Below are 26,217 nucleotides of genomic sequence, written 5' to 3'. Positions count from 1 at the left end.
TTGCGGCCTGTCTTCGTTTATAATTGTTCTTTGATTTATCTCCTCACTACGTAATCCGATGAAATACATTCGTTCAGACGAAGAAATTCAATCGATCCGCGAAGCCTGCCAGGTCGCCGCGACGGTATTAAAGCGTCTAGTCGATACGGTGGAAGAGGGGATGACTACATACGATCTGGATCAGCTGGGTCGCAAAACTATCGAAGAGTTGGGGGCGGAAAGTGCCTGTTATGGTTACCGTGCTGGTAATCATGTCTTTCCTGCTTACACCTGTCTCTCTGTGAACGAGGAAATTGTTCATGGAATCGGTACTATGCGTCGCACGATTCAGCCTGGAGATGTCGTTTCGATCGACGTTGTGGTACGCTATCGCGGTTATATTGGTGACAATGCCAACACGGTTCTAATTGAGCCAGTCGCGGATGCGAATGCAGCTTTGATTGAAGCCACACGCGAGTCGCTTGATTATGCAATTGGTTTTGCAAAAGCAGGCAATCGTGTCGGCGATATCTCCAATGCTGTCGAACGTTTCATCAAGCGCCATAATTATGGCATTGTTCGAGACTTCGTCGGCCATGGCGTGGGCACCACGATGCATGAAGCACCGCAAATCCCAAACTATGGACGGCGTGGCAGTGGCGCACTGCTCAAGCCAGGCATGTGTCTCGCAATCGAGCCTATGATTAACATGGGCACAGGAAAAATCGAGATGCTCGACGATGGTTGGACCGCTGTGACAAAAGATCGTAAACCGTCTGCTCACTTCGAGCATACAGTCCTCGTGACCAACGGGGAACCGGAAATTTTAACAATTCCGCAGAATTAACTTTTCAAACTAACTTAAATCACTATTTTACACCGTTTTCCCGCAATCCAGCGGGTGACCAACCATCTAAATATCATGCCACGTATCCTTGGAGTCGATATCCCCGCAAATAAGAAGCTAGTCTACTCGCTTCGTTACATCTATGGCATCGGGCCAACACGCGCCGAAGCTATTGTTGCCGAATCTGGTTTCGATGCAGATCGCCGTGCCGGTGACCTGAGCGAAGAAGAGGTGAATCAGCTCGCATCGATCGTGGCCGACAAGCAGTTCGTCGTAGAAGGTGACCTTCGCCGTGAGCGCACTGCTAACTTGAAGCGTCTTTCTGCTATCCGCTGCGTGCGTGGTATGCGCCACATGCGTGGCTTGCCTGTTCGTGGTCAACGCACAAAAACTAATGCACGCACACGTAAAGGTGCGATCAAGCCGGTTCGCAAGTAACCGCCAATAACCTTTAAAAGGAATTTCCTATGAGCGAAGAAGAAAACACATCTGTCGAAGAAGAAAAAGTAGTGGCTGCGGCCGCTACTGATGAAGCTGCCGAGCCTGAAAAGAAAAAGGAAGTCACCGCTGAGGATCTTCTTAAGAGTGATTTGGACGGGGTAAAAATTCGCCGTGCGAAGGGGAGTAAGAATATCACGACTGGTATCGTGAACGTACTCGCTACATTCAATAACACTAAAGTAACTTTCTGCGATGCGCGTGGTAACGTCATTTCCTGGTCCAGTGCCGGTAAGTGCAACTTCCGTGGCTCTCGCAAATCTACCGCCTACGCTGCGCAAGTCGTCACACAAGACGCAGGCCGCGTAGCCATGTCTCACGGCATGAAAGAAGTCGTTGTCAAGTTGAACGGCCCAGGTATGGGACGTGACTCAGCTGTCCGCGCACTCCAATCTCTTGGCATGATCGTCACCGAAATCGTGGATGTGACTCCGGTCCCCCACAACGGTTGCCGCGCGCCTAAGCGTCGTCGTGTCTAATGTGACTCTGCCACATAGACGCATATTAATTAGTTAGCAGATAATAAGGAAAATATAACATGGCCCGTTACACAGGACCCACTACTCGTATCAATCGCCGTTTTGGTCAGGCTATCTTTGCCCCTACCAAGGCATTCGAACGTAAGCCACACCCTCCCGGTCAGCATGGCCCTCGCCTGCGCCGTAAATTCAGCGACTACGCAGTCGGCCTGAATGAGAAGCAAAAGCTTCGTTTCATGTATGGCATGACTGAGAAACAGTTCCGCCTTACTTTCGAAAAAGCAAAGGCAACTCGTGGTGTAACAGGTGAAATTTTCCTTAAAATGCTAGAGTGCCGCCTCGATAGCGTCATCTATCGTTTGGGTTTTGCTAAATCTCGTGCCGCTGCACGTCAGTTTGTTGGTCACGGTCACATCGCAGTGAACGGTATCAAAACGGACATCGCTAGTTTCATGGTTAAAGAAGGTGACGAAATTGAAGTGCGTGAGCGCACATCATCTCGTCAACTCGCAACACGTTGCATGGAAGAAAGCCAAGCGCGCACAGTTCCTGAGTGGTTGACACTTAATGCGGACGCGCTCAAGGCCACCGTTAATCGCCTGCCCTCTAGCGAGGAAACAGAAGAGTCGATTAACGTTCAATTGATCGTTGAATTCTACAGCCGCTAATCCGGCTTTGTTCTTCGTATCATTCGATTATCGCAATAATTGTAACCAGCTAGAGAAAAGTCCATTATGCCAAAGCGCTTAGGAAAATTCGAACTTCCAAATCGTCTGTCCAAGGTTGAAGAAACCGCGACAGACACTTTCGCCACCTTTACAGCTGAGCCGTTTGAGACCGGTTACGGTCATACTATCGGCAATTCGCTGCGCCGTGTGCTTCTTAGCTCGATCGAAGGTGCTTCGATCACATCGATCAAGATCGATGGTGTGCAACATGAGTTCCAGAGCATCGACGGTGTTGTTGAAGATGTCACCGACATCGTGCTCAACCTTAAGAAGGTTCTTCTTGTTTCGGATTCTCGCGAGACTGTTACATTGCTGATCGATGTGAATCGTGATGGCAAGGTGACTGCTGGCGACATTCAAGAAGATGCTAACTTTAAGGTCATCAACCCTGATCAATTGATCTGCACACTTGATCGTCCACAGCGTTTCCTTGCGGAGCTCGAAGTCAAAGTTGGCCGCGGCTATTGCACAGGTGAAGATAACAAGAAAGAGGATCAACCTATTGGCGTGATCCCCATTGATTCGCTCTTCAGCCCTGTGCGTCTTGTTAAGTATTCTGTTGAAAACACCCGTGTGGGCCAATCAATGGATTACGATAAGCTGATCCTTGAAATCACTACAGACGGACGTGTGAGCCCAGATGATGCGCTCAAGCAGTGTGCTGCGATCCTGAAACACCACCTCGAAGTATTCGAAGAAGTCTCCCAAGACGACATTGAGTTCGAAAGTGAAAGCAAGGAGATCAGCGAAGAGCAAAACCGCTTGCGCAAGCTTCTCAACATGAGCGTGAACGAAATCGAACTTTCTGTTCGTGCCGCGAACTGCCTCAACAATGCTAACATTACAACTGTTGGTGAGCTCGCTATGAAGTCCGAACAAGAGATGCTTAAGTATCGCAACTTCGGTAAAAAATCGCTCAACGAAATCAAGGATAAGCTCGAGCAACTTGGACTTTCCCTTGGTATGAAGATCGACGAACGCCTCCTTGAAAAGGGCAGCGAACTTTAATCGCTCACTTTTCCATCCCCTTTAGTAGAAAGAAATTTAGACAATGCGTCACAATAAGAGAAAACATAAACTCGGCGTTTCCGGGCCACACCGTTCTGCAATGATGGGCAATCTCGCGACTGCTCTCATTACACACGGCCGCATCGAAACGACATTATCCAAGGCACGTGCCCTTCGCCCCTTTATCGAGAAGATCATTACGCTCGCTAAGAAAGCTGAAAAGGCCAACGACGCTGCTCGTAAGCTTCATTACCGTCGCCTCGCGATCTCTCGCGTTCGCGATAAAAAGGCTGTTGCTAAGCTTTTCGACGAACTTGTTACTGAGTTCACAGAGCGCAATGGCGGTTACACTCGTATCTACAAGCTAGGTCAACGTATCGGTGATGCGGCTGAAATGGCTCTGATCGAGTTCGTAGACGGCAACGACGAAGGCTACAACCCTAAGCCAAAGAAGAAGGCTGCTAAAAAAGCGACTAAGAAAGCCGCCAAAAAGGCTGCTAAAAAGGCGACTAAGAAGGTAGCCGAAGAAGCACCTGCCGAAGAAGCACCTGCTGAAGAAGCGCCTGCTGAAGAAAAGAAAGACGCGTAAGCGGCTCTCAATACTCTTTTAATCAAAGCCCGTTCTCTTCGAGAACGGGCTTTTTTGTGTGAAATTGTTGGAGTCCCGCCTTTAGGCGGTTTTCGTTTAGTGACTCAGGCCGCCTTTAGGCGGGACTCCAATAGTTTTCTTCCTCGCCGAAACCGTATCAAAAATTTTTAATCCAGCCATGCACGCACCTATCTCTAGTAACACCGCCGATTTCATTCATCGTCTTCCTAAGACTGAAACCCACCTGCATATCGAGGGCGCGTTGCCGTATCAATTACTCCAGCAATTGGATCCAGAGCGCTTCAATCAAGCTCAAGCGTGTTGGGCCTCTGATTTTAAATGGAAGTGCTTTGAAGATTTCGAAGCGCACTTAATCGAGCATGCCATGCACTGGTTTACTTCACCAGAGCGCTACCATGAGGCGGCGAAGGTAATTTTTGCGGGCCATCTCGCACAGAACGTGCGCTATGTAGAGACTTCCTTTCACGCGGGCATGATCGAATTCCTTGGTTTGCCTGGACCGGAAATTGTCAATGCGATTCGCTCGGCCGCACCTGCGGGCCTAGAGGTACGTGTCTTTATGGGCATGGCCCGTAACAGCTATAGCGAGATTCTTGCCCCCGTGCTAGAGGACTGTGTCACTTGGGAGGGGCTCTCGGGGATCGACCTGCATGGTGTTGAGTATTTGCCTCTGGAGGCCTGGACGCCTAAGCTATGGGAAAGGGCGCGTGCGCATGGGCTTGAGACCAAGGCGCATGCGGGTGAGTTTGGGCCAGCCGCGCATGTGCGCGAAGCGATCGAAGTGCTCGGCTCCAAGCGGATTCAGCATGGTATTCGCGCCATCGAAGACGAGGCTGTGCTTGAACTCGCGATTGAGAGTGGGGCGACTTTTGACGTGTGCCCGATCAGTAATGTCAAACTCGATGTGGTGGACACATTGGAACAACACCCCATCCGTCAGTTCTTCGATCGCGGCTTGCGCTGCACCATCAGCACCGATGATCCTTTTTCCTTCGGTAATACTGTCGAAGACGAATATACGGCACTCAGTGCGGGACTCAATTTTACTCATGCCGAATTAAAGCAGTTGGCGACGAATGGCTTTGAAGTCGCCCTGGTGGATGATGCCACCCGGGCTAGATGGATTGCCGAAGTCGAGGCATGCGTCTAGTGGGGCCCGTGGCTTAGGTAGCGACGGAGTCGCCGTGAGTTAGACCTGTGCTTCGGTGTCATGACGGCGCAGCACTTGTTTGCACTGGGCGCGCTGAATTGTGAGTAAGTGTTGCAATAACTTCGTTAATTGCTCCCTGATAGTGGCTTATGGATCATGTTTTGCGCGCCTAATTGTGAATAACTTTTTCTGCCCTTGCGAGTGCTGGTGGGGTGCTGTCGGACTGAGTTGCGAAATTTCCTTTTTGTGGCTTTGACCTTGGCGTGTAAATGGTTCGCATTGTTGCATGGAACCAAACTTTTCTAAACTGGCCGGCGTATTGACTGGCTTCTCTACGAATTTGCAAAAGGGGGAGCGAGTTTTGATCGACGCCTTCGACATTCCAGAAGCCATGGTGGTGGCGCTGGTGCGCGCGGCGCGTGAGCGCGGGGCGGTGCCTTTTGTCAATGTGCAGAACGCACGTATTAATCGAGAGTTGATCAATGGCCTCGATGTCGAACAATTCGAGACACAGGCAACTTGGGAGCTTGACCGTATGCAAAAAATGGATGCCTACATCGCGGTACGTGGGTCCGACAATATTTTTGAAATGTCGGATGTGGACCCTGCCAAGGTGGGGCGCGTGATGAAGGCAATGAAGGCCGTGCTCGATTACCGTGTGAACAAGACTAAATGGGTGATTCTTCGCTGGCCTACGCCAGCGATGGCGCAGCAAGCCATGATGAGCACCGAGAGTTTCGAAGACTTCTTTTTCCGCGTCTGCACCCAGGATTACAGCCGCATGACTGAGGGCATGGCTGCCCTTGAGGCACTCATGGCTGCGACCGATCGTGTCGAGCTGAAGGGCCCGAATACCGATTTGCGCTTTTCGATCAAGGGCATCAACGCAGTGGCCTGTGGTGGCACGCACAATATTCCCGATGGCGAAGTGTTCTCCTGCCCAGTAAAAGATTCTGTGGAGGGTGAGATCACTTATAATGCGCCCACCGTCTATCAAGGCACCTCTTTCGACCGCATTCATCTCAAGTTTGAAAAGGGCAAAATCGTGCATGCCGACGGCACCAACCCTACGCGACTGAATGAAATTTTGGATTCTGATGCGGGGGCACGTTACATTGGAGAGTTCGCGATCGGGTTCAATCCACACATTCTGGAGCCCATGCGCGACATCCTCTTTGATGAGAAGATTGCCGGCTCTTTCCACTTTACCCCAGGGCAAGCTTACGAGGAAGCCGACAATGGCAATCGCTCGCAAGTGCACTGGGATATGGTGCAGATCCAGCGTCCCGAATACGGCGGCGGCGAGATTTGGTTCGATGGCGAGCTGATCCGTAAGGATGGTCTCTTCGTGAAAGAGGAGCTTAAGAAGTTGAACCCTGAGTATTTGCTCGGTTCCTAAAAAAGTCACTTGCAAGATGCCTCGGTTCAGAGCTTCTTGGAGACATTAAGATGGAAAAAGGTTATCAAGTTATCGCGCGCCGCTGGCGTCCTAAGCAATTCAGTGAATTGGTGGGGCAGGATCACATCGTGCGCACCTTGAGTAATGCCATCGAGAGCAAACGTATTGCGCACGCCTACCTCTTTGTGGGGCCGCGTGGCACGGGTAAGACCAGTACTGCTCGTTTGTTTGCCAAAGCGCTCAATGCCGAGGGAGGGCCGAGCGCCACTCCGGACAATGAGTCCGAGACCAGCCAGGCCATTATGAATGGTTCCTGCATGGATGTGATCGAGATCGATGGTGCGTCTAATAATAGTGTCGAGCAAGTGCGCAGCCTGCGTGAAGAGTGCCAATTCGCACCGGCCCAGTGCACCTATAAGATCTACATCATCGACGAGGTGCACATGCTCTCGACGGCTGCGTTCAATGCTTTGTTGAAAACTCTGGAAGAGCCGCCCGAGCATGTGAAGTTCTTCTTTGCCACTACCGAGGCGCACAAGGTGCTGCCTACCATCGTCTCGCGCTGTCAACGCTTTGAGTTTCGCCCGATTTCGGACGATGTGATCGTCGGCAAACTGACCGAAATCTGTAAGTCCGAGGAGATTCAGGTCGAGGCGGCCGCCTTGGCATCCATTGCTCGCCTCGCCAATGGTGGGATGCGTGATGCGCAATCGATTCTCGATCAAATGATTTCTTTTTGTGGCAGCGACATCAAAGAGGGCGATGTGCTCGACGTCTATGGCCTTGTTTCGGATGAGCGGATCGCCAAGCTTGCGCAAGCGCTGGCTGCGCTCGATTACGCGGCGATTATTGCCGCGGTGGATGAATTTGCCGTCGAAGGGCGCGATCTTTTCCGTATCTTGATCGACCTCGAAGCACATGGGCGTGAAGCCTTGTTGGATGCTATCCAAAATGGTGGCAGTACGACTAAGCTGGGTGGCGAAATGAGCACTGAGTCGATCATGCGTATGTTGGATGCCTTGCACCGAGGTGAAGCGTCTGTGCAGAAGGGCCTTTCCGAGAAAGTGAATTTCGAAGTCGTGCTCTTGAAAGCAGCTGAAGAGTCTCGCTCGCGCGCGATTGACAGCTTGATCAAGCAAGTCGCCGCCGCTGGGGGCGGGACCGGCGATGCCGGCGAAAAAAAAAAGCCCTAGTGATTCCCGCAGCTGATGTGACTGCGCCCACCTCTGCTGGCGGGGCGCTGCATGCGGCAGGCGGCTCCGGGGCGACAGATGCTGAAGGGAATCCTGCCGATTTATTGACGGCTGCGCTCAATGGCGAGGTGACTGCCGAGGAGTTAGAAGCTGTGGACCAGGCGCTCGATTCGATGATGCTGGGGGAGGCGGCCGCCGTGTCCAAACTCGTAAAAGGAAAGCCGCTCTTAAGCGTGGAAGAAGCCGGCTCTAAGCTCAGTCCCGAAATTATAAAAGCCCTTGCAGAAAAGTTTAAAGGCAGTCTCACCCAGGTCCGCCACATGGATGAGCAAGATAAGATGTTCTAGCCGCGAGTCTGTCCGGCTAGATCGATAGTCACTCAGAGTCGTCTGAGAGTTGGAGTTCCGCCTTTAGGCGGCCGCATCTCTTCGGCCCAGCACACTGTAACCGCCTAAAGGCGGGACTCCAGCCCTGCTTGGCGATTGGAGGGCTCGGTGCGCTAATTGTTTAAGGCGCGACTTCTGGGGCGGCTTCGTCTGTTGGCGTTGTGGGAGCTGCTTCCGCAGGAGGCTCGTCGTTGATGAGCCCGATATCGCGGCCGACGCGGCCGACGTCGAAGAAGCTGACGTAGACCACAAAGCCTAAGAGTAGAATCATGAAGGCGCCTTGCACGTTTTCCATCACCTTTTGCGGCAATGGGCGCCCGATGATTTTGGAAATGGTGGCGAATAGCATGTGCCCACCATCCAATACGGGGATCGGTAGTAGGTTGAAGATCGCGAGGTTGACGTTGATCAGCGCTAGCATCCATAGCAGGTCGATGAAGCCGATCTGCGCCATGCGGGTGAGCCCATGCACGATGCCGACGGGACCGCTCATGTTTTTCACGTGCACGTCGGAGTTCTTGTGCAGCAGCGCGAAGAGGGTCATCTTCATCGTTTCGGCGAAGCGATAGAGCTGGTCGATGGGATTGTAGTGCACGACCTCAGTCTTGTACTGGAAGTCGTAGGCGAAGCCGAAACGTGGGCTGTTTTCGCCCTCTTTGATACGTGGCTGAATCGGTAGTGTGATCTCTTTACCGTCGCGTTCGACGGTGACGTTGATGCTGCGGTCGCCGTGATTGGCTAGGTAGGTGCTGAGGAAGGCGCCAGAGATGATCTCTTCGCCGTCGAGTTTAATTAAACGGTCCATCGGCTGTAGGCCGGCTTCCATTGCAGGCATGCCGGGCTCGAGGCGCATCACGATGGGGGCCGAGGTCTCGTCAGTTTCTGGCTCGATGCCGATGTAGCGCATGCGCTCACTGGAGACGAGTTCGGGGTAGACGGTAAACTCCATGGCTTGGCCATCGCGCAGGATGCCGACTTCGACTTGGCGGCGGCCGTTTTCGCCCGCTTCTTTGCCGACGCTGGTGGCGATGGCATTTTGGAAATACCACCAGTCGGGCACTTGCTTGTCGTCGATGCTGTAAATGCTGTCGCCCTCACGTATGCCGGCCGCATAGGCGGGGCCAGGCACGATCTCGCCGTCGGCGTTGCGGATCTCTTCGGCGACGAAGCCCACGGTGGTGGACTTTACGATCTCACGGCCGACGCCCCATAGCACCAGCGAGAGCACGAGTGCGAAAATGAGATTAAAGACCGCACCCATTACGGCGACGATCATCTTGTCGGCATAGGAGATCGGGGGCAGGCGGTCGGCGTCTTCTTTTTCACCGCCTTCGATGCGTCCCATGTCGGCGAGTTGTGGCAAGGACACGTAGCCACCGAGGGGAAGTAGTGAGAGGCGGAAGTCGGTGCCGTTACGATGCCAGCCGAAGAGGCGTGGGCCGAAGCCGATGGAAAAGCGGTCGGCGATCAGGCCGCGCTTTTTGGCTGCGATGAAATGGCCGAGTTCATGGATGAAAATGGAAAATCCGAGCGCAAAGAGAGCGAGGGCGATGTAGAGGATTGTGGAAAACATGTTGTGTGATGAACTGGAGCGGCTGCTTTAGCTGCCGGCGACGTATGGCAGACGGCTTCAATTGGGGGCGAGCAGCTAAAGCCGCCCGTCCTTATTTTGCAATGTGATATAGATTTTAGAAGCGAAAGCTCTGGGCGAGGGCCCGGGTTTCGGTGTCGGTTTGAAAGAGTTGCTCGAGGCTGGGCTGCTGCGGAGCTTGCATCCGGCTGAGACTATGTTCGATCAGCTTAGGAATTTCAAGGTAGGCGATCTCTTTGGCCAGAAAGCGTTCGACCGCGACTTCATTGGCGGCATTGAAAATCGCGGGTGCCGCGCCGCCGCTGCGGAGCGCATCGTAGGCGAGTTGCAGGCAGGGGTATTTGCTGAAGTCGGGCGCTTTAAAATCGAGTGAGAAGGCTGTGCGGAAATCCGTCGTGGGCTCCACGCCCGGCGCGCGGTCGGGGTAGAGGAGACAGTGTTGGATGGCGAAGGTCATCGAGGGGGGGCTGAGTTGCGCGAGAATGGAGCCGTCGATAAACTGAACAAAGGAGTGCACCACGCTCTGTGGGTGAATGACCACTTCGAGTCGCTCGGGTTCCAAGCCAAATAGCCAGTGTGCTTCGATCAGTTCCAGGCCTTTGTTGGCCATGGTGGCGGAGTCGACTGTGATCTTGGGGCCCATCGACCAGTTGGGGTGCTGGGTCGCCATCTCAGGAGTGACTTGCTGCAATTCGCTGCTGGGGGTGTCGCGGAATTGTCCACCTGAGGCAGTCAGAATCAGCTTGTCGAGTTGATTGGCCGGGTGCCCTTGCAGGCATTGAAAGATGGCGTTGTGCTCGCTGTCGGTGGGGAGTAGTCGTACGCCCTTGCGCTTGGCCGCTTCGATTACATGCGCGCCACCGAGCACCAATAGTTCTTTATTGGCCAGGGCAATGTCTTTGCCGGCTTCAATTGCGGCGAGCGCTGGGCGCAGGCCCGCGGCGCCGACCACCGCGACCAGTACAATGTCGGCTTCAGGTAGGGTGGCGAGTTCCGCGAGTGCCTCGCTGCCGCAGTTGACTGTGGTGCTGCTGGGAAAGTCGCCACTTTGCTGGGCCAGGTGGTAGGCCTTTTCATCCTGCAACACCGCCTGTGGCACCGCAAATTCGTGGCAGATCTGGGCGAGTTCGGCATGCCGACTGTGCGCCGCCACACCCACTAGTTCGAGTCGATCTTTATGCTCGCGCAGTACGCGCAGGGTACTGCTTCCGATCGAACCGGTGGCTCCGAGCAGAATGATTCTTTTGCGTGGGCGCATGTGACTCTCGGCTGGCATCTAAAAAAGTGTGTATTTGAAGAACAGGTAGCTCAGCGGTGCGGTGAGTATGAGACTGTCGGTCAAGTCGAAGATTCCCCCGATGCCAGGGATGATTTTGCCCGAGTCTTTGACGTCGGCCTGGCGTTTGAAGGCCGACTCCACTAAGTCGGATGCGATGGAGGCAATGCCAATAGGGATGGCGATCAATGCACATAGCCACCAAGTAAAGCCGGCCGGGGCGAGTGAGTGGAATACAGCTGTCAGGATGATGCCGATCAGCATCGAGAAGGCAATGCCGCCCGCAGCGCCTTCGTAGGTCTTTTTCGGGCTGATGACGGAGAGTGGAGTTTTTCCGAGTTTCATGCCGACGAGTAGGCCGCCCACATCGGAGCATTTGGCTACAGCCACGGTCCATACTGCGAGAAACATTCCTGTCGCTGCGCTCTCGCCGTTGATTTCGGCCAGCTTGACGATTTTAATCAAGAAGTGGAGCAAGTAGGGCACGTAGAGCAGTCCGAAAAGTGTCGGCATAAAGCTGCGCAGGCGGCCAGCTTGTAGGTCGAGGCGAATGATCGCCAGCGTGAGCACGACGAAGCTGAGCACAAAGAGGTCGTTGCCCGAATCGATCCCGCCGATGTAATAGGAACCGACGGTAATGACAGCGCCCGCCGCGATGCCGACTTTGATCATCGGCTTGAGACCCATTTTTTCGAATAGCTGGTAGAGCTCTAACTGTGTGAGGGCGGCCAAGATGGCGACTAGGAAGACACCTGCATGTACTCCAAATAGCCAAAGCGAGATGGCGAGAATGGACCAGAGTGCGGCGAAGCTAAAGATTCGTTGCTGCATAGAGGGTGGGTTGGGGGCTAGTTAAGCTTTGAGCTGTTCGGTGGTTTTGCCATAGCGACGTTCGCGGGAGGCGTAGGCAGCTAGGGCGGTCTTAAACTCGGCTTCGTCGAACTCGGGCCAGAATACTTGGCTGAAGTAAATTTCTGCGTATGCAGATTGGAGCATTAGAAAATTACTGAGGCGAGACTCGCCTGACGTGCGAATCACTAAGTCCGGATCGGGCATGTCGCGCGTATACAGATACGAGCGAAAGCCCTCGTAGTCTAAGTGGTCGATGTCGACTTCGCCGGCTTGTGCGGCTTTGGAGATGGCTTTGACGGCGTCGATGACCTCCGTGCGAGAGCCGTAATTGAGCGCTAGGCCGAGTGTATACTCGTCAAACTCTTGGGTGGCGGCTTCTGATTTACGTAGCAGTGTTTGAATACGCTCGGGAAGCTCTTGGTAGCGGCCGATTACTTGTAAGCGGATCTTGCGCTTGATGAGCTGAGGCAGCTGGTCGCTGAGGAAGCGCTCCAGTAAATTCATCAATGCGTCGATTTCGTCTTGCGGGCGATTCCAGTTTTCGACGCTGAAAGCGTATAATGTGATGTTTTTGACTTTGTTCTCTTGCGCTGCTTTGAGCACACGCTTGACCGCTTCTGCCCCACGTCGGTGGCCTTCGATACGAGGGAGTTTGCGCTGCTTTGCCCAGCGGCCGTTGCCGTCCATGATGATGGCGACGTGTTGAGGAATTTTCGATGCGGTCATGCGTCTTGGTCAGTCTTATATACGAGAGTGAGTGCCATGATCACGGGGCGTGGGGCGCGAATCGTGGCAATTCTCCCCGATAAAAGCAATTGAGTGAAGCGGCGCAAGGGTAGAGCGCGGTGTATTTCGGGACTTTTTGATCTGCCTTGGGGCGAGATTTCTTTCCAAAGCGATCGCGTTGTGAGCATTTTGAATCCAAATGCTGCGCTCTCAATTCTTGCCAATCGGCTTCAGCTATCTATTGTTTGTCAGCTTATGGCGACCTATATCTACGAAACGATTCCCGAAAAAGAGGGTGAGGAGCCCGTTCAATTTGAGCTGCAGCAGTCGATGAAAGATGCACCGCTCACAAAGCATCCAGAGACTGGAGTGCCGGTACGCCGTCTGATTACCGGTGGCCTAGGCTTTACTGGTACTGCAAAGCCGGAGTCCGGCGGTGGACAATGTTGTAGCGGTAGCTGCGCCTGTCATTAGTCACTAGTCGGCCAGCGCGCACCAGCAGGGGGCGCTGGCGATTCAGTGCCTGTGTCGACGCAGCGTCTACTAGATTTGGAAGTCGCTGCCGCCAGTTACTTCGTGCAGGCCGCACTCACGCTTGAGCCCTCCGAAGCGTGTCTCCTCTTCGGTCATGCCCGCGCCCAGTTTCTTGGTGCTGTGCCAGTCGCCAACCGAAACATAGCCTTGGTCCCAGAGCGGGTGATAGGGCAGGCCATTTTCGGTCAAATACTCATACACATCGCGGTCGTTCCAGTCGATGATTGGGTAGATCTTAGTTGTCTTGTTCTGGCTTTCGACGACTTTTCGCTCGCTGCGTGAGCTAGACTGGGTGCGACGCAGGCCAGAGAGCCAAGCAGTCGCGCCGAGCTCCTTAACTGCTCGATTCATCGGTTCGACCTTATTAATCAAATTATAGCGCTCCAGCCCTTCAAGGCCTTTTTCCCATTGCTTACCGTAGAGCGCTTCTTGCTGCGCCGCAGTCTGGCGAGGAATGTAAGTCTTGAGATTGAGCTTTAAGCGTTCAGTCAATTCCGCTGCAAAGGTGTAAGTGGCCGGAAATAAGTAGCCTGTATCCACAAATATCACAGGGATATTGGGGATGAGTGTAGTGACCAAGTGCAGCATCACGGCACTTTGCACTCCAAAACTAGTGGTGAGCACCAGCTGCTCTCCGTAGGTTTCGTGCGCCCAACGCACGCGCTCGGTCGCGGAGGCGATCTCCAGATCCAGGGCTTCGAGGTTGGTTTTGGCTGCGATTTTTGTGTGACTCATGTGCTTATCTTTAGTTTTTGAGTCAGGAAGTCAAGAAAGCCGTCTAGAAAAATCCAAAACTCTGCCCATCCAGTCGTTTTGGATAGCCGTCGCGATTGATTTGTTCGATATCGCTGCGTGAGAAGTCTTTTAGTTTAAAGACGGGCAAGATCGGGCGGCCTTCTTGAGTCGTTTCGTAATCGACTCCTTTTTCTTCGATAAACAAATAGCAGCCAAATTCGCCGCCAGGGATTTCACCAATCAACACGCTTAGCTCGGTCGGTTCGTTGGGGGCGAGCTTGAACCAATCACCCACAGTCAGTTTCGGTAAATATTGAGATACGCTGGGACCCAAGAAGCTGGGCTCTGTGTCGGCTTTCCATTTGCCGGGGTTGGATTCGGTGAAGCCTGCAGATAGCACGGTCCGTCCCTTGACGCCGACGATTAGAATGTCGTCGGCAGTGCCGACAAAGCGAAAGCTGCCACCTTGTGTAGAGCGAAATTGCCCTTGGTAGACGGCCACCCATTGGCTGGGTTCCACCAATGTCTCGACTCCAAACGCGCGCGGTGCTTCGTCGGCGTTGATGAGCGGGATGTAGAAGTGGGTGGCATAGAGCTTTTGGGGCGCGTTGAAGAATTTGCGAAATTCGCGTAGCTTGTAACTACGTAGGAAGTCCTTGCCCGCATCCATCCAGCCTTGTTGGGGGGCTTTCTCGCGATAGCGGTCTTGTTTAAAGTCAATAAAGTGGCCCTCCAAAGCTCCAGCCAGTGGCGAGGTGTTGCCAAAGAGTGTTGCAAATCCACCGCTGGCGCCCGTGCCGCCGCCGATGCCTCCGATCCCGCTAGCACTCCCGCGGGCTTTGATTGCTGTCGGATTTGAGCTGGGCTTCGGCACATCGATCTTTGGCAAATTTAGGTCCGAAGCCTGGTCCACCGAGATTGGGATCTGGGTGGAGAGCGCGGTCGAGCGTTGGGTGCGCATGGTCTTCATCGTATACGCGCGCTGCTGTGGTTGGATTGCTGCAGGTGGAGGCACGACTTCGATCTCTACAGTATCTTCTGTTAGAATACTGAAAATTTTCCAACTGCCGAGCACTAGGCCAAACAGTAGGTGAAGCACCAGGCTCGCTATTAAAATTAAAAGCAAGGGCCGGCGGACGAGTCGCTGCATGCGAGTGGGGGGCTGTGGGACTGGGGCGCTCATTGAGTGCTGCCAAGCTAAGACAGCTTTCATGCGCGGCAAATAACCGATTTGTTCAACTGTCAAATTGGCCATGTTTAGATATTTGCCCGCTTTGGCTGTCATGCTGGAAGCAGATACTTTTGTCACTTTTGCCCTACGATCCCCCCATGTCTCACTTCCGCATTTTTATTTTCTTGCTGCTGTCGGCGCTCGCGCTACCGGCTCGTTCGCTTGAGCTAACGATTCCATCCATTCACTCGTCTTTACCGCTGGAGTCGTTCTGGCTAGCTATGGATGCTGGGCCTGGCTTTGGCTCTACGGCGATTCAAGTCGATGAGCAGCGTCGCGTCTTTCTCGCTTTTCAAGCAGACCTGTTACTGCGCTTCAGTCGGGATGGTGAGTTGATTGAAGCGCGCCAATACCGAGACTACCGTTGGCAGGCGACGGCCTTTGATGGGCTGCAACTTCATTGGGGCGACGCTGCCGTCCAGTTGGCATTACCTGTTAGCCGCGAGATTGATCGCGTGCGTGCCCTACAATGGTTTACTCTGGAGCCGACTGGTGGTATCGCACCCCTGAAGAAATACGCGACACGTCGAACGGACGAAGTGTATTTGCCATTTTACTACGAACTGAATGCTGCGGGAGATTGGGTACGACGCGGACGCTTTGGTGCAGTCGATGCGCGCCCTGTTATTTATCAGATGCTACCGCGACTATTTGGTAATGAGAACGAAACACGCAAGGTTAACGGAACGCTGGCGGAAAACGGTAGTGGTAAGTTTAGCGATTTGAGTGAGCCGGTCTTAGCCACTTTGCGCCGCGATGGCTTCAGTCATATCTGGCTGACTGGTCTGCTTCAGCAAGCCACTTCGAGCGACTACTCCGAGATTGGACAGCATGCCGATGATCCCGATCTATTGAAAGGCATCGCAGGGAGCCCTTACGCGATTCGTGATTACTTCGACGTTTCGCCCGACTATGCCGATCGACCTGAGCAGCGACTACAGGAGTTTCAAGCTCTGACCGCTCGCATGCATGCTGCGGGGATGAAGGTGGTTATCGATTTTGTGCCCAACCATGTCGCACGCAGTTATGCCTCCGACATTCGCCCGGAACTTGCCTTTGGTGTCAATGATCGCAAAGGCGTCTATTTCGATCCGGATAATAATTTTTATTACCTGACAGCTGAAGTCGCAGCTGGGGAGGCCCCGTTGCGCTTGCCGACAGTAGATCCCAAGACGGGGCAGCTTGTGAATGAAACCGCTCGTATAGTGGGCCATGCAGATGGCTATTTTACGCCGGAAAAAATACATGGGCGTGTTACGGGGAACAACGTCGTTTCCTGGCGGCCTACTAGTGGTGATTGGTACGAAACGATCAAACTCAACTATGGATTTGATTTTTTAAATCACGATGCTACCCCGCAGTATCCCACTGCCGTTAGTCCACGCGCGCGTATACCGGATACTTGGCAAAAGATGGATGCCATCATCGCCTATTGGCAGCAGCTCGGTGTTGATGGTTTTCGCGCGGACATGGCGCACATGGTGCCACCTGAGTTTTGGAAGTGGATGATACATCGTGCGCGTGAGCGTGACCCCGCGGTATTGTTCTTTGCCGAGGCGTATAATGATGATCCGGCTAAAGTTCCCGGGCACGATCCTGCCATCTCGCAAGAGGATAGCGTGATGTTGGCTCTCTTGGATGCAGGCTTTCATGCTGTGTATGATGATCCTGGCTACGATACCTTGGAGCACCTTTATGCCGGCAAGGCGTGGGCGAACGATTTACAATCCGTCGAACGCGATTTAGGCGCCTTTTTCTTTGATTGTGCCCTTCGCTATGCGGAAAATCACGACGAGATCCGACTCGCTCATCCCGCGACTTGGGGAGGGCTGGGGATGGAGGCCGGCCGTCCAGTTACAGCGACCTTGTTTGGTCTCTCGCGGGGAGCGGTCATGCTCTACCATGGGCAGGAAGTCGGTGAGCCCGGGCTTGGGCGAGAGGGCTTTGGAGGCGATGATCAACGCTCCACTATTTTTGATTATTGGTCGCTGCCCGAGCTCAATAAATGGTGGAACGCGGGCGCCGCCGATGGCGGGTTACTTTCAGCTGAGCAGGCTGCACTACGAGCGTGGTACGTGCGCTTACTACGCTTGCAGTCGGAGCCAGCTTTGAGTCGTGGCAATACCTTTCTGCTGAATGAAGTGAATCGGGATAACCCCTTCTACGGAAAGGTGGCCGATGTTGGGGCTTCTGGGCATTGGTTCTTCGCCTATCTGCGCAGCGATCCAGAAACGCAGTCGAACTTCTTAATTACTTCAAATTTTCATGCAAATGCAACATTGCGTCACCTGCGGGTGCGCTTGTCGCAGGCTGCCGTAGCGGCATTGGGGCTTTCGCCGCAAAATCGCGACTGGTTGCTGCTGCGCGATCGCCTTGCGGACGAGGGGATGCCGCCGCGGGCGATTCGAGTGGCAGATGCCTTGCGAGAAGGTATTTATCTCGATAGTCTTGCGCCGCAGTCTACAAATTACTGGAGTATCGAAATAACGGATACGCCTCCTTCCTATGCAATTTCGAGCCCAAGTGTTGCTGTGGGCAAACCGTATCTGGGGGCGCCCCCTCTCCTGCGAGCGCAGGCAGGTGCCGAGTTACGAATCGACCTGCGCCGATTTGGTAACCCCGGTGCTTCGCATGTCTTTCGCGTAGGCTCGAACGCTGCGGTGGAAGCGAGAATTGATGCGGTGAATCATGTGCTCCATTTGAAGCTTTCTGAGCATGCTAGTGGTCTGCACTTGCTGCCCTTATTCCTGGAGCCCCGTGTCACCGACGGGCCGCGCATTATCAGTTCACTGCCGATTGCTATCGCTGCGCTCACGACTCAAACATTTCGTATCGATGGTTTGGAACAGGCGCAGTCGGTTGCCTTGGTGGGGGAGTTTAATGATTGGAATGATTCGACGCATCGGCTGCAGCGCGTGGATGGCGGTTGGGCCGTCAACACCGCGTTTAAGCCTGGGCGCTACCTCTATAAATATGTGATCGATGGGCAGTGGCAACCAGATCCACGTCCCGGAGATCGCTTTGCTGATGGATATGGCGGCTGGAATTCATTTATCCAAATCGAGGGGGAGCGCGGGGCGGATCATCCCCCCGCCACATTGTTTGTGGAGTCGATCGACCCGCACAGCTTGCAACTGCGTGCGAACAAGAAATTGCTGACAGTGCATGCGGAAGCCTTGCCCGCCAGCGGTGGCGTGATTGCGCTGGATGCTGAGCTCGCAGACTCGCGGATTCGACTGTCCTTACGTGGAGTGGAGCCAGGCAGCTTGATCCGCGTTTTGGCCGAAGATGTCGAGGGCAAGGTGGGGCTGCCTGTGATTGCATACGCGGGCGAGCCAAGTGAGGATGTGTGGCGCGACGACATTATTTATTACGCGTTCACCGATCGTTTTTATGATGGGGATCGAAATAATACACAGCAGGTCGAGAATGCCGCGGTATTACCCCCGGCCAATTATCAAGGCGGTGATTTCCAAGGGATTGAGCAGAAGCTCAAAGAGGGCTATTTCGAGGAGCTTGGCGTGAATGTGCTTTGGCTCGCGCCTTTGAATCAAAACCCTGCGGGTGCTTGGCAAGAATACCTCGCCCCCTTCCGTCATTACACTGGCTATCACGGCTATTGGCCAGTGGATCGGTTCGCTGTGGAGAAGCGTTTTGGCGGCGAATCTGCGCTGGAAGAACTGATCGAGGCCGCCCATGGGGATGGTATGAAAGTGCTTGCAGACCTAGTGCTCAAGCACGTGCATGTGGAGAACCCGATCCGCAAAGAACGTCCCGAACTCTTTGGGCAATTAGAGCTGAGCGATGGTTCCCGTAATCTGCGCCGCTGGGATGATAAGCCATACACTACCTGGTTTGAGCCATTTTTGCCGGCTTTTGACTTTCGTAACCCCGAGACAGTCGAGTTTCTGCTTGAAGATGCGACCCACTGGATCGAAGCGTTTAATCTGGATGGCTATCGATTGGATGCGGTTAAACATATTCGACCCGACTTTTGGTGGCGATTCCGTACCCGCATGCGTGATACATTTCCAAATGAGAATTTTTACTTTGTTGGGGAGACTTTTCAGGATCGTCAAGGCATCTCCGATTTTGTCGGACCTAACATGCTCGACGGGCAATTTGATTTCCCGCTTTACGATGTGTTGCTGCCTTGTTTTGCGCAGGCCCAGCTCGGTTTTGATCAGTTGGAGGCTGCTTTGCGCGACTCGGAGGAGATTTATGGGCGCACCGTTCGCATGTCGGCACTGCTCGGGAATCATGATAAGTCACGCTTTATGGCCTATGCGGATGGCGATTTGCCGAACCAGCAATATGTGGACGACGAGGAAGCAGGCTGGGCGCAGCGGATCGTGGTCAATCATGCTGCGAGTTACGATAAGCTCAAGCTAGCTATGACATTTCTTCTGACTATCGATGGGGTGCCCATGATTTATTATGGCGACGAGATTGGTATGACGGGGGCGGGTGATCCAGACAATCGCCGTATGATGCGTTTCGGTCAGGATGTGAGTGGCCAAGAGTCCGACGTGAAAGCGCACTTTTCTAAGCTGGCCAAGGCACGGCGGGCGCACCCCGCGCTTTATTTAGGCAGTCGCCGTGTGTTGGCGGCTAGTGCGGATCATTACGCCTACCTACGTAAGCACGGTGCGGATGCGGCCTTGGTTGCTTTTAACCGAGCGCAGGAATCGCAACGCTATGTATTGGATCTTGCCCCTGAGTTGATGGACACGAGCCTGCGCGACGTCTTGAGCGGCAGCTTGCTTTCTGTGCGCAACGGACGTGTGGTGTTTGAGTTGGAGCCGATGCAGTCGGCCGTCTTTACGATTGAGAAAGGCATGGATGTCGATTAGGCACAGAGTGTATTGTCTGCTGTGCTTGTTGACGCTGTCTTGCCTGCTGACTGCACAGCAGGTCAAGGATTTTCCTGAGCTGGACTTGCCGACGCTGGGCACTCGGGCGGAGGCTGTTTTTACAAGTGATCCTAGCGAAGCGATTCCTTATATGCTTGAGATTAAGGGACGCTTGAAAGGTGCCATGAGCGAGGAATATCGTACCATCTATCGCGAGAATCTTTATCTGCTTGGTCTGGCACATATGCGTTGGTATGAGCTGACAAAAGATGCCCAACAGCTCCGCGATGGAATCGTCTTTTGGGATGAGTTTATTCAGGCTTTTGTGGCGGACTCGCGGCATCCGCTTGCAATGATGAATCGTGCCGATTGTTACTTTGGGGCTGAAAACTGGAGCGCGGCTGTGGATGCTTATCTACACATCCTTCAGTTGTATCGTGTTCAAGTCGAGCCGCAGGAACTCTATGAGATTTTACAAAGACTGGTGTTGTCGGCGAACGAAGCATCACGCCAACAGGATATAGTGGGTGTGTTCAAAGAATTTTTAGATCCGCGCTATTCGGATCAGCTACGACTCTTCGCGCTCAATACTCTCTTCGATCGTGCCTTGGAAATTGAGGGGCTGGGGGCCCTCATGCAATTGGTCGTCGAAATTAATCGAGATCGTAAGTTTCGTTATGATCTGGGACTTAATCTAAGACTCTTGAATACTGGCGATCGCTTTGAAGAGGACGAAAAATATTTGGAAGCGAGCCTGCTCTTCGCGATGGTTTTGCCAGTCGAGCAATTATTATTTGCGGTAGAAGATCACTTGATTGCGATTGAGGAGCAACTCTTTCGGCGACAGTTTATTGTGTCTCAAGCCGACCGCTTAGTGCAGCAGTTGAATGCTCTGCGTGCGCAGCGTCTCGAACTTGTGGTGGCGCCCCGGTATACCGCTAACTTACGTTGGCGTCAGGCACGCGTATTGCGTTTAATGGGGCGTACCTACGAGGCTTATTTTGCATTCGTAAGGCTCATTCAGGAATTTCCACAGCACAAGCATATCGAGCAGTTTCGTTACGCTGCTTTTCTTCAGGCGATCGAGTGTGGTTATACCGCAGAGGCCATCGTGCTGGCGGAAAGTTATTTGAATGAGTCTGCATTTTTTGAATTTGAAAAACCCATTGCGACGCAGCTTTCGATTCTGTATCAGCAGAAGCAGGACGTCGAGAAAGTCGCGGATTTGGCGGACGAGTTTTTACATCGCTTCCCTTATGATCCAGTGGCGACTCAGATGGCACATTCATTGGGGCAGACGCTTTTTCAGCAGGGAGATACCGAGCGGATTTTGGATACATTTCCTTTTTGGGTAGAAGAGTTTCCCGAGGGGGCATTTGTTGAAAGTGTCGATTATTGGTCAGGTATGGCTTTTTTATTTACTGGCGCCTTTTCTTCTGCGCTCACTGCATTTGATCGATTGATTGAGTCTAATCCTGGTAGTATTTATTACCTCGAGGCACGCTTTCGCCGCGGGGTTGCTTACTTTGGAATGGCGGAGTATGCCACTGCGCGCGAGATCATTACGGCATGGCTGGCTAGCGCACCGGGACATGCTTTGCAGCCCGAAGCACATATGTTTCTCGGTGACTTGGATGCCATGGATGCGCTGGTTGAAACAGCTCTGCAGCATTACGAACTGGTCGAAACTCTCGGGGGCACTCAGGCGTTGATCGATCACGCTTACTTTGAGTCGGCCTCGCTCTTGCTCGCGAATCAACGCGACGCCGAGCATGATGCACTTTTAGAGCGTTATCTAGACCGCTTCCCAGCCTCACCAGCAGCAGCTGAGGCGGTCTTGCGACTTGCCGAAGCCAATTTTGCGCGGGGCCGCATTCGAGCTGCTTTCGACTATTATAGCGATGGCATTCAGCGCTTTGGTGATGGCATTGAGACCGACCATGTGGATCAGTTGATCGATGCGTGGTGGAAAACCGATGACGAGGTGCGTCAGCGCTGCGCACAGACTATTGCTTTCATTGAGCAGCTCTTAGCTGACGAAGTGTTTCGCAGCGAAATGCTCTATAATCGGGTGGCTCAGTTAGGCTATTTCAGTCAAAATCCACAAATTCCTGAAGATTTGCAGCTGGCATTGGTCATTCGTCAGCCGCTATATGAGCAGTTGGAGCCAGTGACTCGGGTAGATGTGAGCGTCGCGGGCGCAGCACTGGATATCATGGACTTTGAGATCTTGCGTGTGATTCGGCGTCGGGTGGAGGCGCAGCTCCGGCAGCTACCATCCGCCCCGCCGGCGAGCCTCTTTGCTGAGATGCGGCTGTCGGCACGTGCTGCGGGGCAGGATACTTTGGCGCTGCGCCTATTGCGTGCGCTCAACCTGAGGGCTGCGCTAGAGGTGAGCCCGGTGCAACTCGGGCAGGCGGAAGTAGACTTGGCGAGTCCCGCTACCTTGGTTTGGATTGCGGGCATTAAGGCCGCGGAGGACCCCTTCGTGGCGCGTGGATGGCTGTTACAGGTGCTTCGGCAGGCGCCCGAATCGTCTGCGGCCGCGCGTGCGCTGTTTGAGTTAGGGCAGCTTGAATTGGAGCTTGGTTATTTCGATCAAGCAGCTGATTTTTTTGGGCAAATTGTGGAACAGTATTTTGGCTCGGAGCTCAGTCGGCGGGCAGCGATGCTTCGTGCTGATGCTTTGCGCAGTGCGCGTCGCTATGAGGATGCGGTGGCAGCATACACTTTGATTATTCAGCAACGCGATTGGCGCGGAGTGCTTTGGGCGGAAGCAACTTTTAAGATTGGACTTTGCTTTCTGAGTCTCAACGAGACGGGCAAAGCGCAAGGCTTCTTCGAGCGCACCTATCTCGGCTATGCGGGGTATCCCGAATGGTCGGCTCAGGCAGTGCTTGAAAGTGGACAGCTGCTTGAAGCTCAGGGCGAAATCGAATCGGCCCGCAATACGTATCAATTTTTCCTCGATTTGCCCGCTGCCGAAGAGTCGTCGTTTTACGATGCGATCCGTCAACAGGTGCAATCTCTATAAGCTATGAAACTGTTCCCCATTTCTTTTATCCGCTTACGGTCGACTTATCTCCTGAATCGTCGACCGGAGAGTGGGCGTTTGAATGGGCCAGCGTTTCAGGGCTTTGTGGCTGCGCGGGTTCAGGGTGCTTGCTGTTGTTTATTCGTGGTGGCCTTATTGCTGGTCGGCCTATTGCCTGCATCCTTGGCCGCGATGCCAGAGATCAAGATGCGTCTGCAGTATCCGCAGCAGTTGAAGGATGTCATTTTGACCGGTGTCGATGGTCAACAGATTGTGTTCCGTCCTGTCGGAACCGATCGTGGCGGGCGTGCCTATCTCAAATTTGACGAATTACTGCGTCAGCGGGGGAGTCTCAATTTCATTTTTCCACAAGCATACTACGATGCCATTGAGCAGTTGGAAGGGGGGCAAGCGCTACAGGCCTTACCCGTGATTCGAGAGCATGCCAAACCCTTTGTGGATTACATGCAGCTGAGTGGCTTACCAGGGAATTTACTGCCGACGGTATTGTCCTATTTGGATGCTTTGACAGCTGCGGCGCAATGGCGAGAGGCGACCGATCTTGCCATTCAAATTCCTCTACAGCTAGCGCCTTCGCGTATGTTAGAGCGTATTGGGCAGTTGGCACTTGCTTTGGATGACGTAGGGCAGAGCTCCGAACTTGAGCGTGTGCATCGACACATATTATCGGCGCGTCCGCTTTCAGAGTCGCAGTTAGGCATGGTGCTGGAATTAGCCAATGCATGGCGAGCACGCGCTGATTATGTGCGTGCTTTCAATCTATACCGCAAAGTTCAGACAACGGAGAATGTGCACCAAACACGTGCGCGACTGTGGGTAGCCTATTGTAGCTTTTACCTGGGTCATGATCTGGTGCCGACCGTCTTTCTGGAGAACTTACCTGAGATGGATGTGAGTGCCGACGGCTATTCGCTGCGGGAGCTGATCCGGGCACGTTTGAGCCTGCGCGAGGAAAATTTTTCTGCAGCGATGCGCTACGCTGCCGCGGGGAAGACCTACGCAAACGCGACCGATCCATGGTATCCTGAGTTACTTTATACCCTGGCGACTGTATATGCTCGTATTGATATGCCGCAGGCCGCCATCGCTGCTTTGCGTGAGCTCTCTATTTCTTTTCCCACGAGCCCGTGGGCGGCCGCAAGCCTCCAGGATCTTGAAGATTTAACCCAATCAGTATCTGAATTATGAATACAAGACTGCATCTATTCCATTTTATCCCCAGGCGCTTTACACTCGCATTTTGTCTATGCCTTGTTTGGGCTAGCGTGGTGCACGGGCAAGCTGAAGTCGCAATTGAGACCACCGCACCCGTCGAAAATATCACCTTGTGGACGATGTTTCAGCAAGGTGGTTGGGCGATGTACCCACTGCTGGCTTTTTCCGTAGCCACCGTGGGACTGGCTGGCTATTGCGGCCTCATTATTAAAGAGAAGCGTTTTACTCAACCCGAGGCTCGCGCTGATTTACGAGCCGCGATTGAAGCGCGCGACGTGAGCGCAGGTTTGAGCGCATGCGATGCACACCCCGGTTATATGACGGACATCTTACGCCTCGGATTTGAAACTGTCGGCGACGGATATGACTCCGTCGCCGAGGTGAACGAGGCGCTGGAAGAGCGTGCGGGCAAGGTGTTGGCAGGGCCGTTGGTCTTTGTGCAGTATTTGCAGGTAGTTGCTTCGGTCTCTCCTATGATGGGCTTGCTTGGCACAGTGAGTGGTATGGTCAAGGCCTTTCGTAATATTGCGGCTCAAGGTCTTGGTAAGCCCGAGTTGCTGGCCAATAATATTTCCGAAGCGCTGGTGACCACCGCCTCCGGCTTACTGATCGCGATCCCAGCGCTCATGTGCTATTTTTATTTTAAGAACAAATACATGGCAGCTTCGTCCGGCATTTATGAGCGTCTCGGTGAGATGACTCGCTTGATGAAGAAGAACGGCATGGTGTCCGAAGCAGCCTCTTCTTAATGCCAGACACACGCGATCGATCTCCACGATGAAACCACGCCCCATAGAAGAAAGCAGCGATTTGCCCGATCTCACTCCGATGATCGATATTGTCTTCCTGCTGATCGTGTTTTTTATGACGGTGGCCAACATGCAGGTGCAGCAACTCGTGCCGATTGAGCTGCCGATTGCAGCGCATGCTAGCATTCCTGATGAACGTGGTGTGCGCACCACGATTACTATTAAGTCCGACGGTAGCTTGTTTTTCGGATCACAAAGCACGACGATTGCAGAGCTGCCTGAGCTGGTGGCCCAAGGCAAGCTAAACGCCCCGCAGCTTAAAGTCTACGTCCGTGCCGATGCGCAAGTTCCCTTCAAAGAAGTGCGTAAAGTGTTTGCCGCTGCTGCGGCAGGCGGCGTGCCCAACGTGATCTTTGCCACTTATCAGAGCGCCCAATAGCCATGAAAGCTAAACGTTTACAGATCCCCGATGACAAAGTCGACCTTACGCCGATGATTGATATCGTCTTCCTACTGCTGATTTATTTCATGGTCACCACTACCATCGTCAAGGAAGAGGCCGACCTCGGAGTCAAGCTGCCCTCCTCGGTGCCTGCGCCTCCCGATACCCCACTGCCAGAGCAGCATTATGTCGACATCTTACTCGATGGCACCGTCCTGCTCAATGGCGTGCCGACGGATAATCCGGGCAGCATCGATTTACCCCATTTGACTCGTACCCTCGATCAGTTGAAGCGCTCCTCCGATCGTGCTGGTCTCAAGACGCTGGTCATCATTCAGCCCGACCCCGAAACGTATCAGCAGAGTGTTGTCAATGTGCTCAACGCCTTGAAGTCCGCCGGTATCCATTCGATCTCTTTTGGGGAGGGAAGCTAGTCGCAGTCTCGATCCAGCCTCGTGTACACAAAAAGGCCCCGCCTGTGCCGTTTTAGTGGGAGTTCTTAGCCTTTTGAGCATAAGGTGGGTACTTTCCTCGTCGGTATTTGTCTTCCGGTTGACGGCTGGACAGCCACCTACGAGGGGCAAGCTCCCGATTGTTACAGAGTAAAGGACAGATACTCCATTAAGTCTCGAACACTGCAGGGTTGGTTGAAAGCTAGCTAGGCTTTTGCCAGAAGCAACC

Annotated in this window: 23 protein-coding genes and 1 other RNA gene; 17 read left to right on the top strand and 7 right to left on the bottom strand. The window is 53.5% G+C overall.

The genetic code is table 11. The annotated features are described in order from the left end of the window. The first annotated feature begins 58 nt into the window (after positions 1-58). From map to QEH52_RS00880, 10 genes are all read left to right on the top strand, one after another. Complete coding sequence (map, locus tag QEH52_RS00925) at positions 59-826, top strand: type I methionyl aminopeptidase (protein ID WP_308948041.1); 768 nt, start codon at positions 59-61, stop codon at positions 824-826. Between the two features lie 75 nt (positions 827-901). Then, positions 902-1,264 carry a 30S ribosomal protein S13 gene (gene rpsM / locus QEH52_RS00920; protein ID WP_308948040.1) on the top strand — a complete coding sequence of 121 codons (363 nt, stop codon included), beginning with the start codon at positions 902-904 and terminating at the stop codon, positions 1,262-1,264. Positions 1,265-1,293: 29 nt separating this feature from the next. After that, on the top strand, positions 1,294-1,803 hold the full coding sequence (gene rpsK, locus QEH52_RS00915; protein ID WP_345785431.1) for a 30S ribosomal protein S11: 510 nt from the start codon (positions 1,294-1,296) through the stop codon (positions 1,801-1,803). Between the two features lie 59 nt (positions 1,804-1,862). Then, positions 1,863-2,471, top strand: a complete 609-nt coding sequence (rpsD, locus tag QEH52_RS00910) for a 30S ribosomal protein S4 (RefSeq protein ID WP_308948039.1) — start codon at positions 1,863-1,865, stop codon at positions 2,469-2,471. Between the two features lie 66 nt (positions 2,472-2,537). Beyond that, the gene (locus tag QEH52_RS00905; RefSeq protein WP_308948038.1) at positions 2,538-3,539 is read left to right on the top strand and encodes a DNA-directed RNA polymerase subunit alpha; all 1,002 of its coding nucleotides are present in this window, start codon (positions 2,538-2,540) and stop codon (positions 3,537-3,539) included. Positions 3,540-3,582: 43 nt separating this feature from the next. Further along, a complete protein-coding gene (gene rplQ / locus QEH52_RS00900; RefSeq protein WP_345785430.1) occupies positions 3,583-4,128 on the top strand; it encodes a 50S ribosomal protein L17 in 546 nt (181 codons plus the stop codon). A gap of 178 nt (positions 4,129-4,306) precedes the next feature. Beyond that, positions 4,307-5,299 carry an adenosine deaminase family protein gene (locus QEH52_RS00895; RefSeq protein ID WP_308948037.1) on the top strand — a complete coding sequence of 331 codons (993 nt, stop codon included), beginning with the start codon at positions 4,307-4,309 and terminating at the stop codon, positions 5,297-5,299. Between the two features lie 286 nt (positions 5,300-5,585). Further along, a complete protein-coding gene (locus tag QEH52_RS00890) occupies positions 5,586-6,698 on the top strand; it encodes an aminopeptidase (protein ID WP_308948036.1) in 1,113 nt (370 codons plus the stop codon). 50 nt (positions 6,699-6,748) lie between these two features. Further along, the gene (dnaX, locus tag QEH52_RS00885; protein WP_308948035.1) at positions 6,749-7,891 is read left to right on the top strand and encodes a DNA polymerase III subunit gamma/tau; all 1,143 of its coding nucleotides are present in this window, start codon (positions 6,749-6,751) and stop codon (positions 7,889-7,891) included. Further along, positions 7,891-8,238 carry a hypothetical protein gene (locus QEH52_RS00880; protein WP_308948033.1) on the top strand — a complete coding sequence of 116 codons (348 nt, stop codon included), beginning with the start codon at positions 7,891-7,893 and terminating at the stop codon, positions 8,236-8,238. Before dnaX ends, QEH52_RS00880 begins: the two co-directional genes overlap by 1 nt. Before the next feature lie 160 nt (positions 8,239-8,398). Here QEH52_RS00880 and rseP read toward each other — a convergent pair whose 3' ends face one another. From rseP to uppS, 4 genes are all read right to left on the bottom strand, one after another. Next, positions 8,399-9,850 carry an RIP metalloprotease RseP gene (rseP, locus tag QEH52_RS00875; RefSeq protein WP_308948032.1) on the bottom strand — a complete coding sequence of 484 codons (1,452 nt, stop codon included), beginning with the start codon at positions 9,848-9,850 and terminating at the stop codon, positions 8,399-8,401. Positions 9,851-9,965: 115 nt separating this feature from the next. After that, positions 9,966-11,144: a 1-deoxy-D-xylulose-5-phosphate reductoisomerase gene (gene dxr / locus QEH52_RS00870; RefSeq protein ID WP_308948031.1), complete on the bottom strand. Its 1,179-nt coding sequence runs from the start codon at positions 11,142-11,144 to the stop codon at positions 9,966-9,968. Next, complete coding sequence (locus QEH52_RS00865) at positions 11,145-11,975, bottom strand: phosphatidate cytidylyltransferase (protein ID WP_308948030.1); 831 nt, start codon at positions 11,973-11,975, stop codon at positions 11,145-11,147. Positions 11,976-11,996: 21 nt separating this feature from the next. Beyond that, positions 11,997-12,722 (bottom strand): undecaprenyl pyrophosphate synthase, encoded by a 726-nt coding sequence (gene uppS / locus QEH52_RS00860; protein ID WP_308948029.1) that lies wholly within the window; start codon positions 12,720-12,722, stop codon positions 11,997-11,999. A gap of 255 nt (positions 12,723-12,977) precedes the next feature. Between uppS and QEH52_RS00855 the strand changes: the two genes are divergently transcribed. Then, positions 12,978-13,196, top strand: coding sequence for an FmdB family zinc ribbon protein (locus QEH52_RS00855; protein ID WP_308948028.1), 219 nt, complete (start codon positions 12,978-12,980; stop codon positions 13,194-13,196). 69 nt (positions 13,197-13,265) lie between these two features. Here the strand turns inward: QEH52_RS00855 and QEH52_RS00850 are convergent, their stop codons facing one another. Together QEH52_RS00850 and QEH52_RS00845 are read right to left on the bottom strand one after the other, a co-directional pair. After that, complete coding sequence (locus QEH52_RS00850) at positions 13,266-13,991, bottom strand: phosphoadenylyl-sulfate reductase (protein WP_308948027.1); 726 nt, start codon at positions 13,989-13,991, stop codon at positions 13,266-13,268. Between the two features lie 43 nt (positions 13,992-14,034). Then, on the bottom strand, positions 14,035-15,276 hold the full coding sequence (locus QEH52_RS00845) for a hypothetical protein (RefSeq protein ID WP_308948026.1): 1,242 nt from the start codon (positions 15,274-15,276) through the stop codon (positions 14,035-14,037). Between the two features lie 17 nt (positions 15,277-15,293). Between QEH52_RS00845 and QEH52_RS00840 the strand changes: the two genes are divergently transcribed. The 6 genes from QEH52_RS00840 to QEH52_RS00815 are packed head-to-tail and all read left to right on the top strand — an operon-like array spanning position 15,294 to position 25,970. Beyond that, positions 15,294-20,075 carry an alpha-amylase family glycosyl hydrolase gene (locus tag QEH52_RS00840; RefSeq protein WP_308948025.1) on the top strand — a complete coding sequence of 1,594 codons (4,782 nt, stop codon included), beginning with the start codon at positions 15,294-15,296 and terminating at the stop codon, positions 20,073-20,075. A gap of 7 nt (positions 20,076-20,082) precedes the next feature. After that, positions 20,083-23,109, top strand: a complete 3,027-nt coding sequence (locus QEH52_RS00835; protein WP_308948024.1) for a tetratricopeptide repeat protein — start codon at positions 20,083-20,085, stop codon at positions 23,107-23,109. A gap of 3 nt (positions 23,110-23,112) precedes the next feature. After that, positions 23,113-24,318 (top strand): hypothetical protein, encoded by a 1,206-nt coding sequence (locus QEH52_RS00830; protein ID WP_308948023.1) that lies wholly within the window; start codon positions 23,113-23,115, stop codon positions 24,316-24,318. Further along, positions 24,315-25,094 (top strand): MotA/TolQ/ExbB proton channel family protein, encoded by a 780-nt coding sequence (locus QEH52_RS00825; protein ID WP_308948022.1) that lies wholly within the window; start codon positions 24,315-24,317, stop codon positions 25,092-25,094. Before QEH52_RS00830 ends, QEH52_RS00825 begins: the two co-directional genes overlap by 4 nt. Before the next feature lie 28 nt (positions 25,095-25,122). Further along, positions 25,123-25,533, top strand: a complete 411-nt coding sequence (locus QEH52_RS00820; protein ID WP_308948021.1) for an ExbD/TolR family protein — start codon at positions 25,123-25,125, stop codon at positions 25,531-25,533. Positions 25,534-25,535: 2 nt separating this feature from the next. Further along, positions 25,536-25,970 (top strand): ExbD/TolR family protein, encoded by a 435-nt coding sequence (locus tag QEH52_RS00815; RefSeq protein WP_308948020.1) that lies wholly within the window; start codon positions 25,536-25,538, stop codon positions 25,968-25,970. A gap of 31 nt (positions 25,971-26,001) precedes the next feature. Here QEH52_RS00815 and ssrS read toward each other — a convergent pair. Continuing rightward, positions 26,002-26,183, bottom strand: a non-coding RNA gene (ssrS, locus tag QEH52_RS00810) — 6S RNA. Positions 26,184-26,217: the final 34 nt, after the last annotated feature.

The organism is Thalassobacterium maritimum (genome assembly GCF_031127805.1).
GTDB classification, from domain to species: Bacteria; Verrucomicrobiota; Verrucomicrobiia; order Opitutales; family Coraliomargaritaceae; genus Thalassobacterium; species Thalassobacterium maritimum.
The sequence above is the reverse complement of the archived record's forward strand: the minus strand, read 5'-3'. Positions and strand labels throughout refer to the sequence as shown.

Bases quoted from the DNA above. Each gene is read 5' to 3' on its own strand.
- rpsD (WP_308948039.1), top strand. From the start codon at position 1,863: ATGGCCCGTTACACAGGACCCACTACTCGTATCAATCGCCGTTTTGGT.
- QEH52_RS00895 (WP_308948037.1), top strand. From the start codon at position 4,307: ATGCACGCACCTATCTCTAGTAACACCGCCGATTTCATTCATCGTCTT.
- rpsM (WP_308948040.1), top strand. From the start codon at position 902: ATGCCACGTATCCTTGGAGTCGATATCCCCGCAAATAAGAAGCTAGTC.
- QEH52_RS00865 (WP_308948030.1), bottom strand. From the start codon at position 11,975: ATGCAGCAACGAATCTTTAGCTTCGCCGCACTCTGGTCCATTCTCGCC.
- dnaX (WP_308948035.1), top strand. From the start codon at position 6,749: ATGGAAAAAGGTTATCAAGTTATCGCGCGCCGCTGGCGTCCTAAGCAA.
- rpsK (WP_345785431.1), top strand. From the start codon at position 1,294: ATGAGCGAAGAAGAAAACACATCTGTCGAAGAAGAAAAAGTAGTGGCT.
- QEH52_RS00815 (WP_308948020.1), top strand. From the start codon at position 25,536: ATGAAAGCTAAACGTTTACAGATCCCCGATGACAAAGTCGACCTTACG.
- QEH52_RS00850 (WP_308948027.1), bottom strand. From the start codon at position 13,991: ATGAGTCACACAAAAATCGCAGCCAAAACCAACCTCGAAGCCCTGGAT.
- QEH52_RS00905 (WP_308948038.1), top strand. From the start codon at position 2,538: ATGCCAAAGCGCTTAGGAAAATTCGAACTTCCAAATCGTCTGTCCAAG.
- QEH52_RS00820 (WP_308948021.1), top strand. From the start codon at position 25,123: ATGAAACCACGCCCCATAGAAGAAAGCAGCGATTTGCCCGATCTCACT.
- rplQ (WP_345785430.1), top strand. From the start codon at position 3,583: ATGCGTCACAATAAGAGAAAACATAAACTCGGCGTTTCCGGGCCACAC.
- uppS (WP_308948029.1), bottom strand. From the start codon at position 12,722: ATGACCGCATCGAAAATTCCTCAACACGTCGCCATCATCATGGACGGC.
- QEH52_RS00855 (WP_308948028.1), top strand. From the start codon at position 12,978: ATGGCGACCTATATCTACGAAACGATTCCCGAAAAAGAGGGTGAGGAG.
- rseP (WP_308948032.1), bottom strand. From the start codon at position 9,850: ATGTTTTCCACAATCCTCTACATCGCCCTCGCTCTCTTTGCGCTCGGA.
- dxr (WP_308948031.1), bottom strand. From the start codon at position 11,144: ATGCCAGCCGAGAGTCACATGCGCCCACGCAAAAGAATCATTCTGCTC.
- QEH52_RS00845 (WP_308948026.1), bottom strand. From the start codon at position 15,276: ATGACAGCCAAAGCGGGCAAATATCTAAACATGGCCAATTTGACAGTT.
- QEH52_RS00830 (WP_308948023.1), top strand. From the start codon at position 23,113: ATGAAACTGTTCCCCATTTCTTTTATCCGCTTACGGTCGACTTATCTC.
- QEH52_RS00825 (WP_308948022.1), top strand. From the start codon at position 24,315: ATGAATACAAGACTGCATCTATTCCATTTTATCCCCAGGCGCTTTACA.
- map (WP_308948041.1), top strand. From the start codon at position 59: ATGAAATACATTCGTTCAGACGAAGAAATTCAATCGATCCGCGAAGCC.
- QEH52_RS00890 (WP_308948036.1), top strand. From the start codon at position 5,586: ATGGAACCAAACTTTTCTAAACTGGCCGGCGTATTGACTGGCTTCTCT.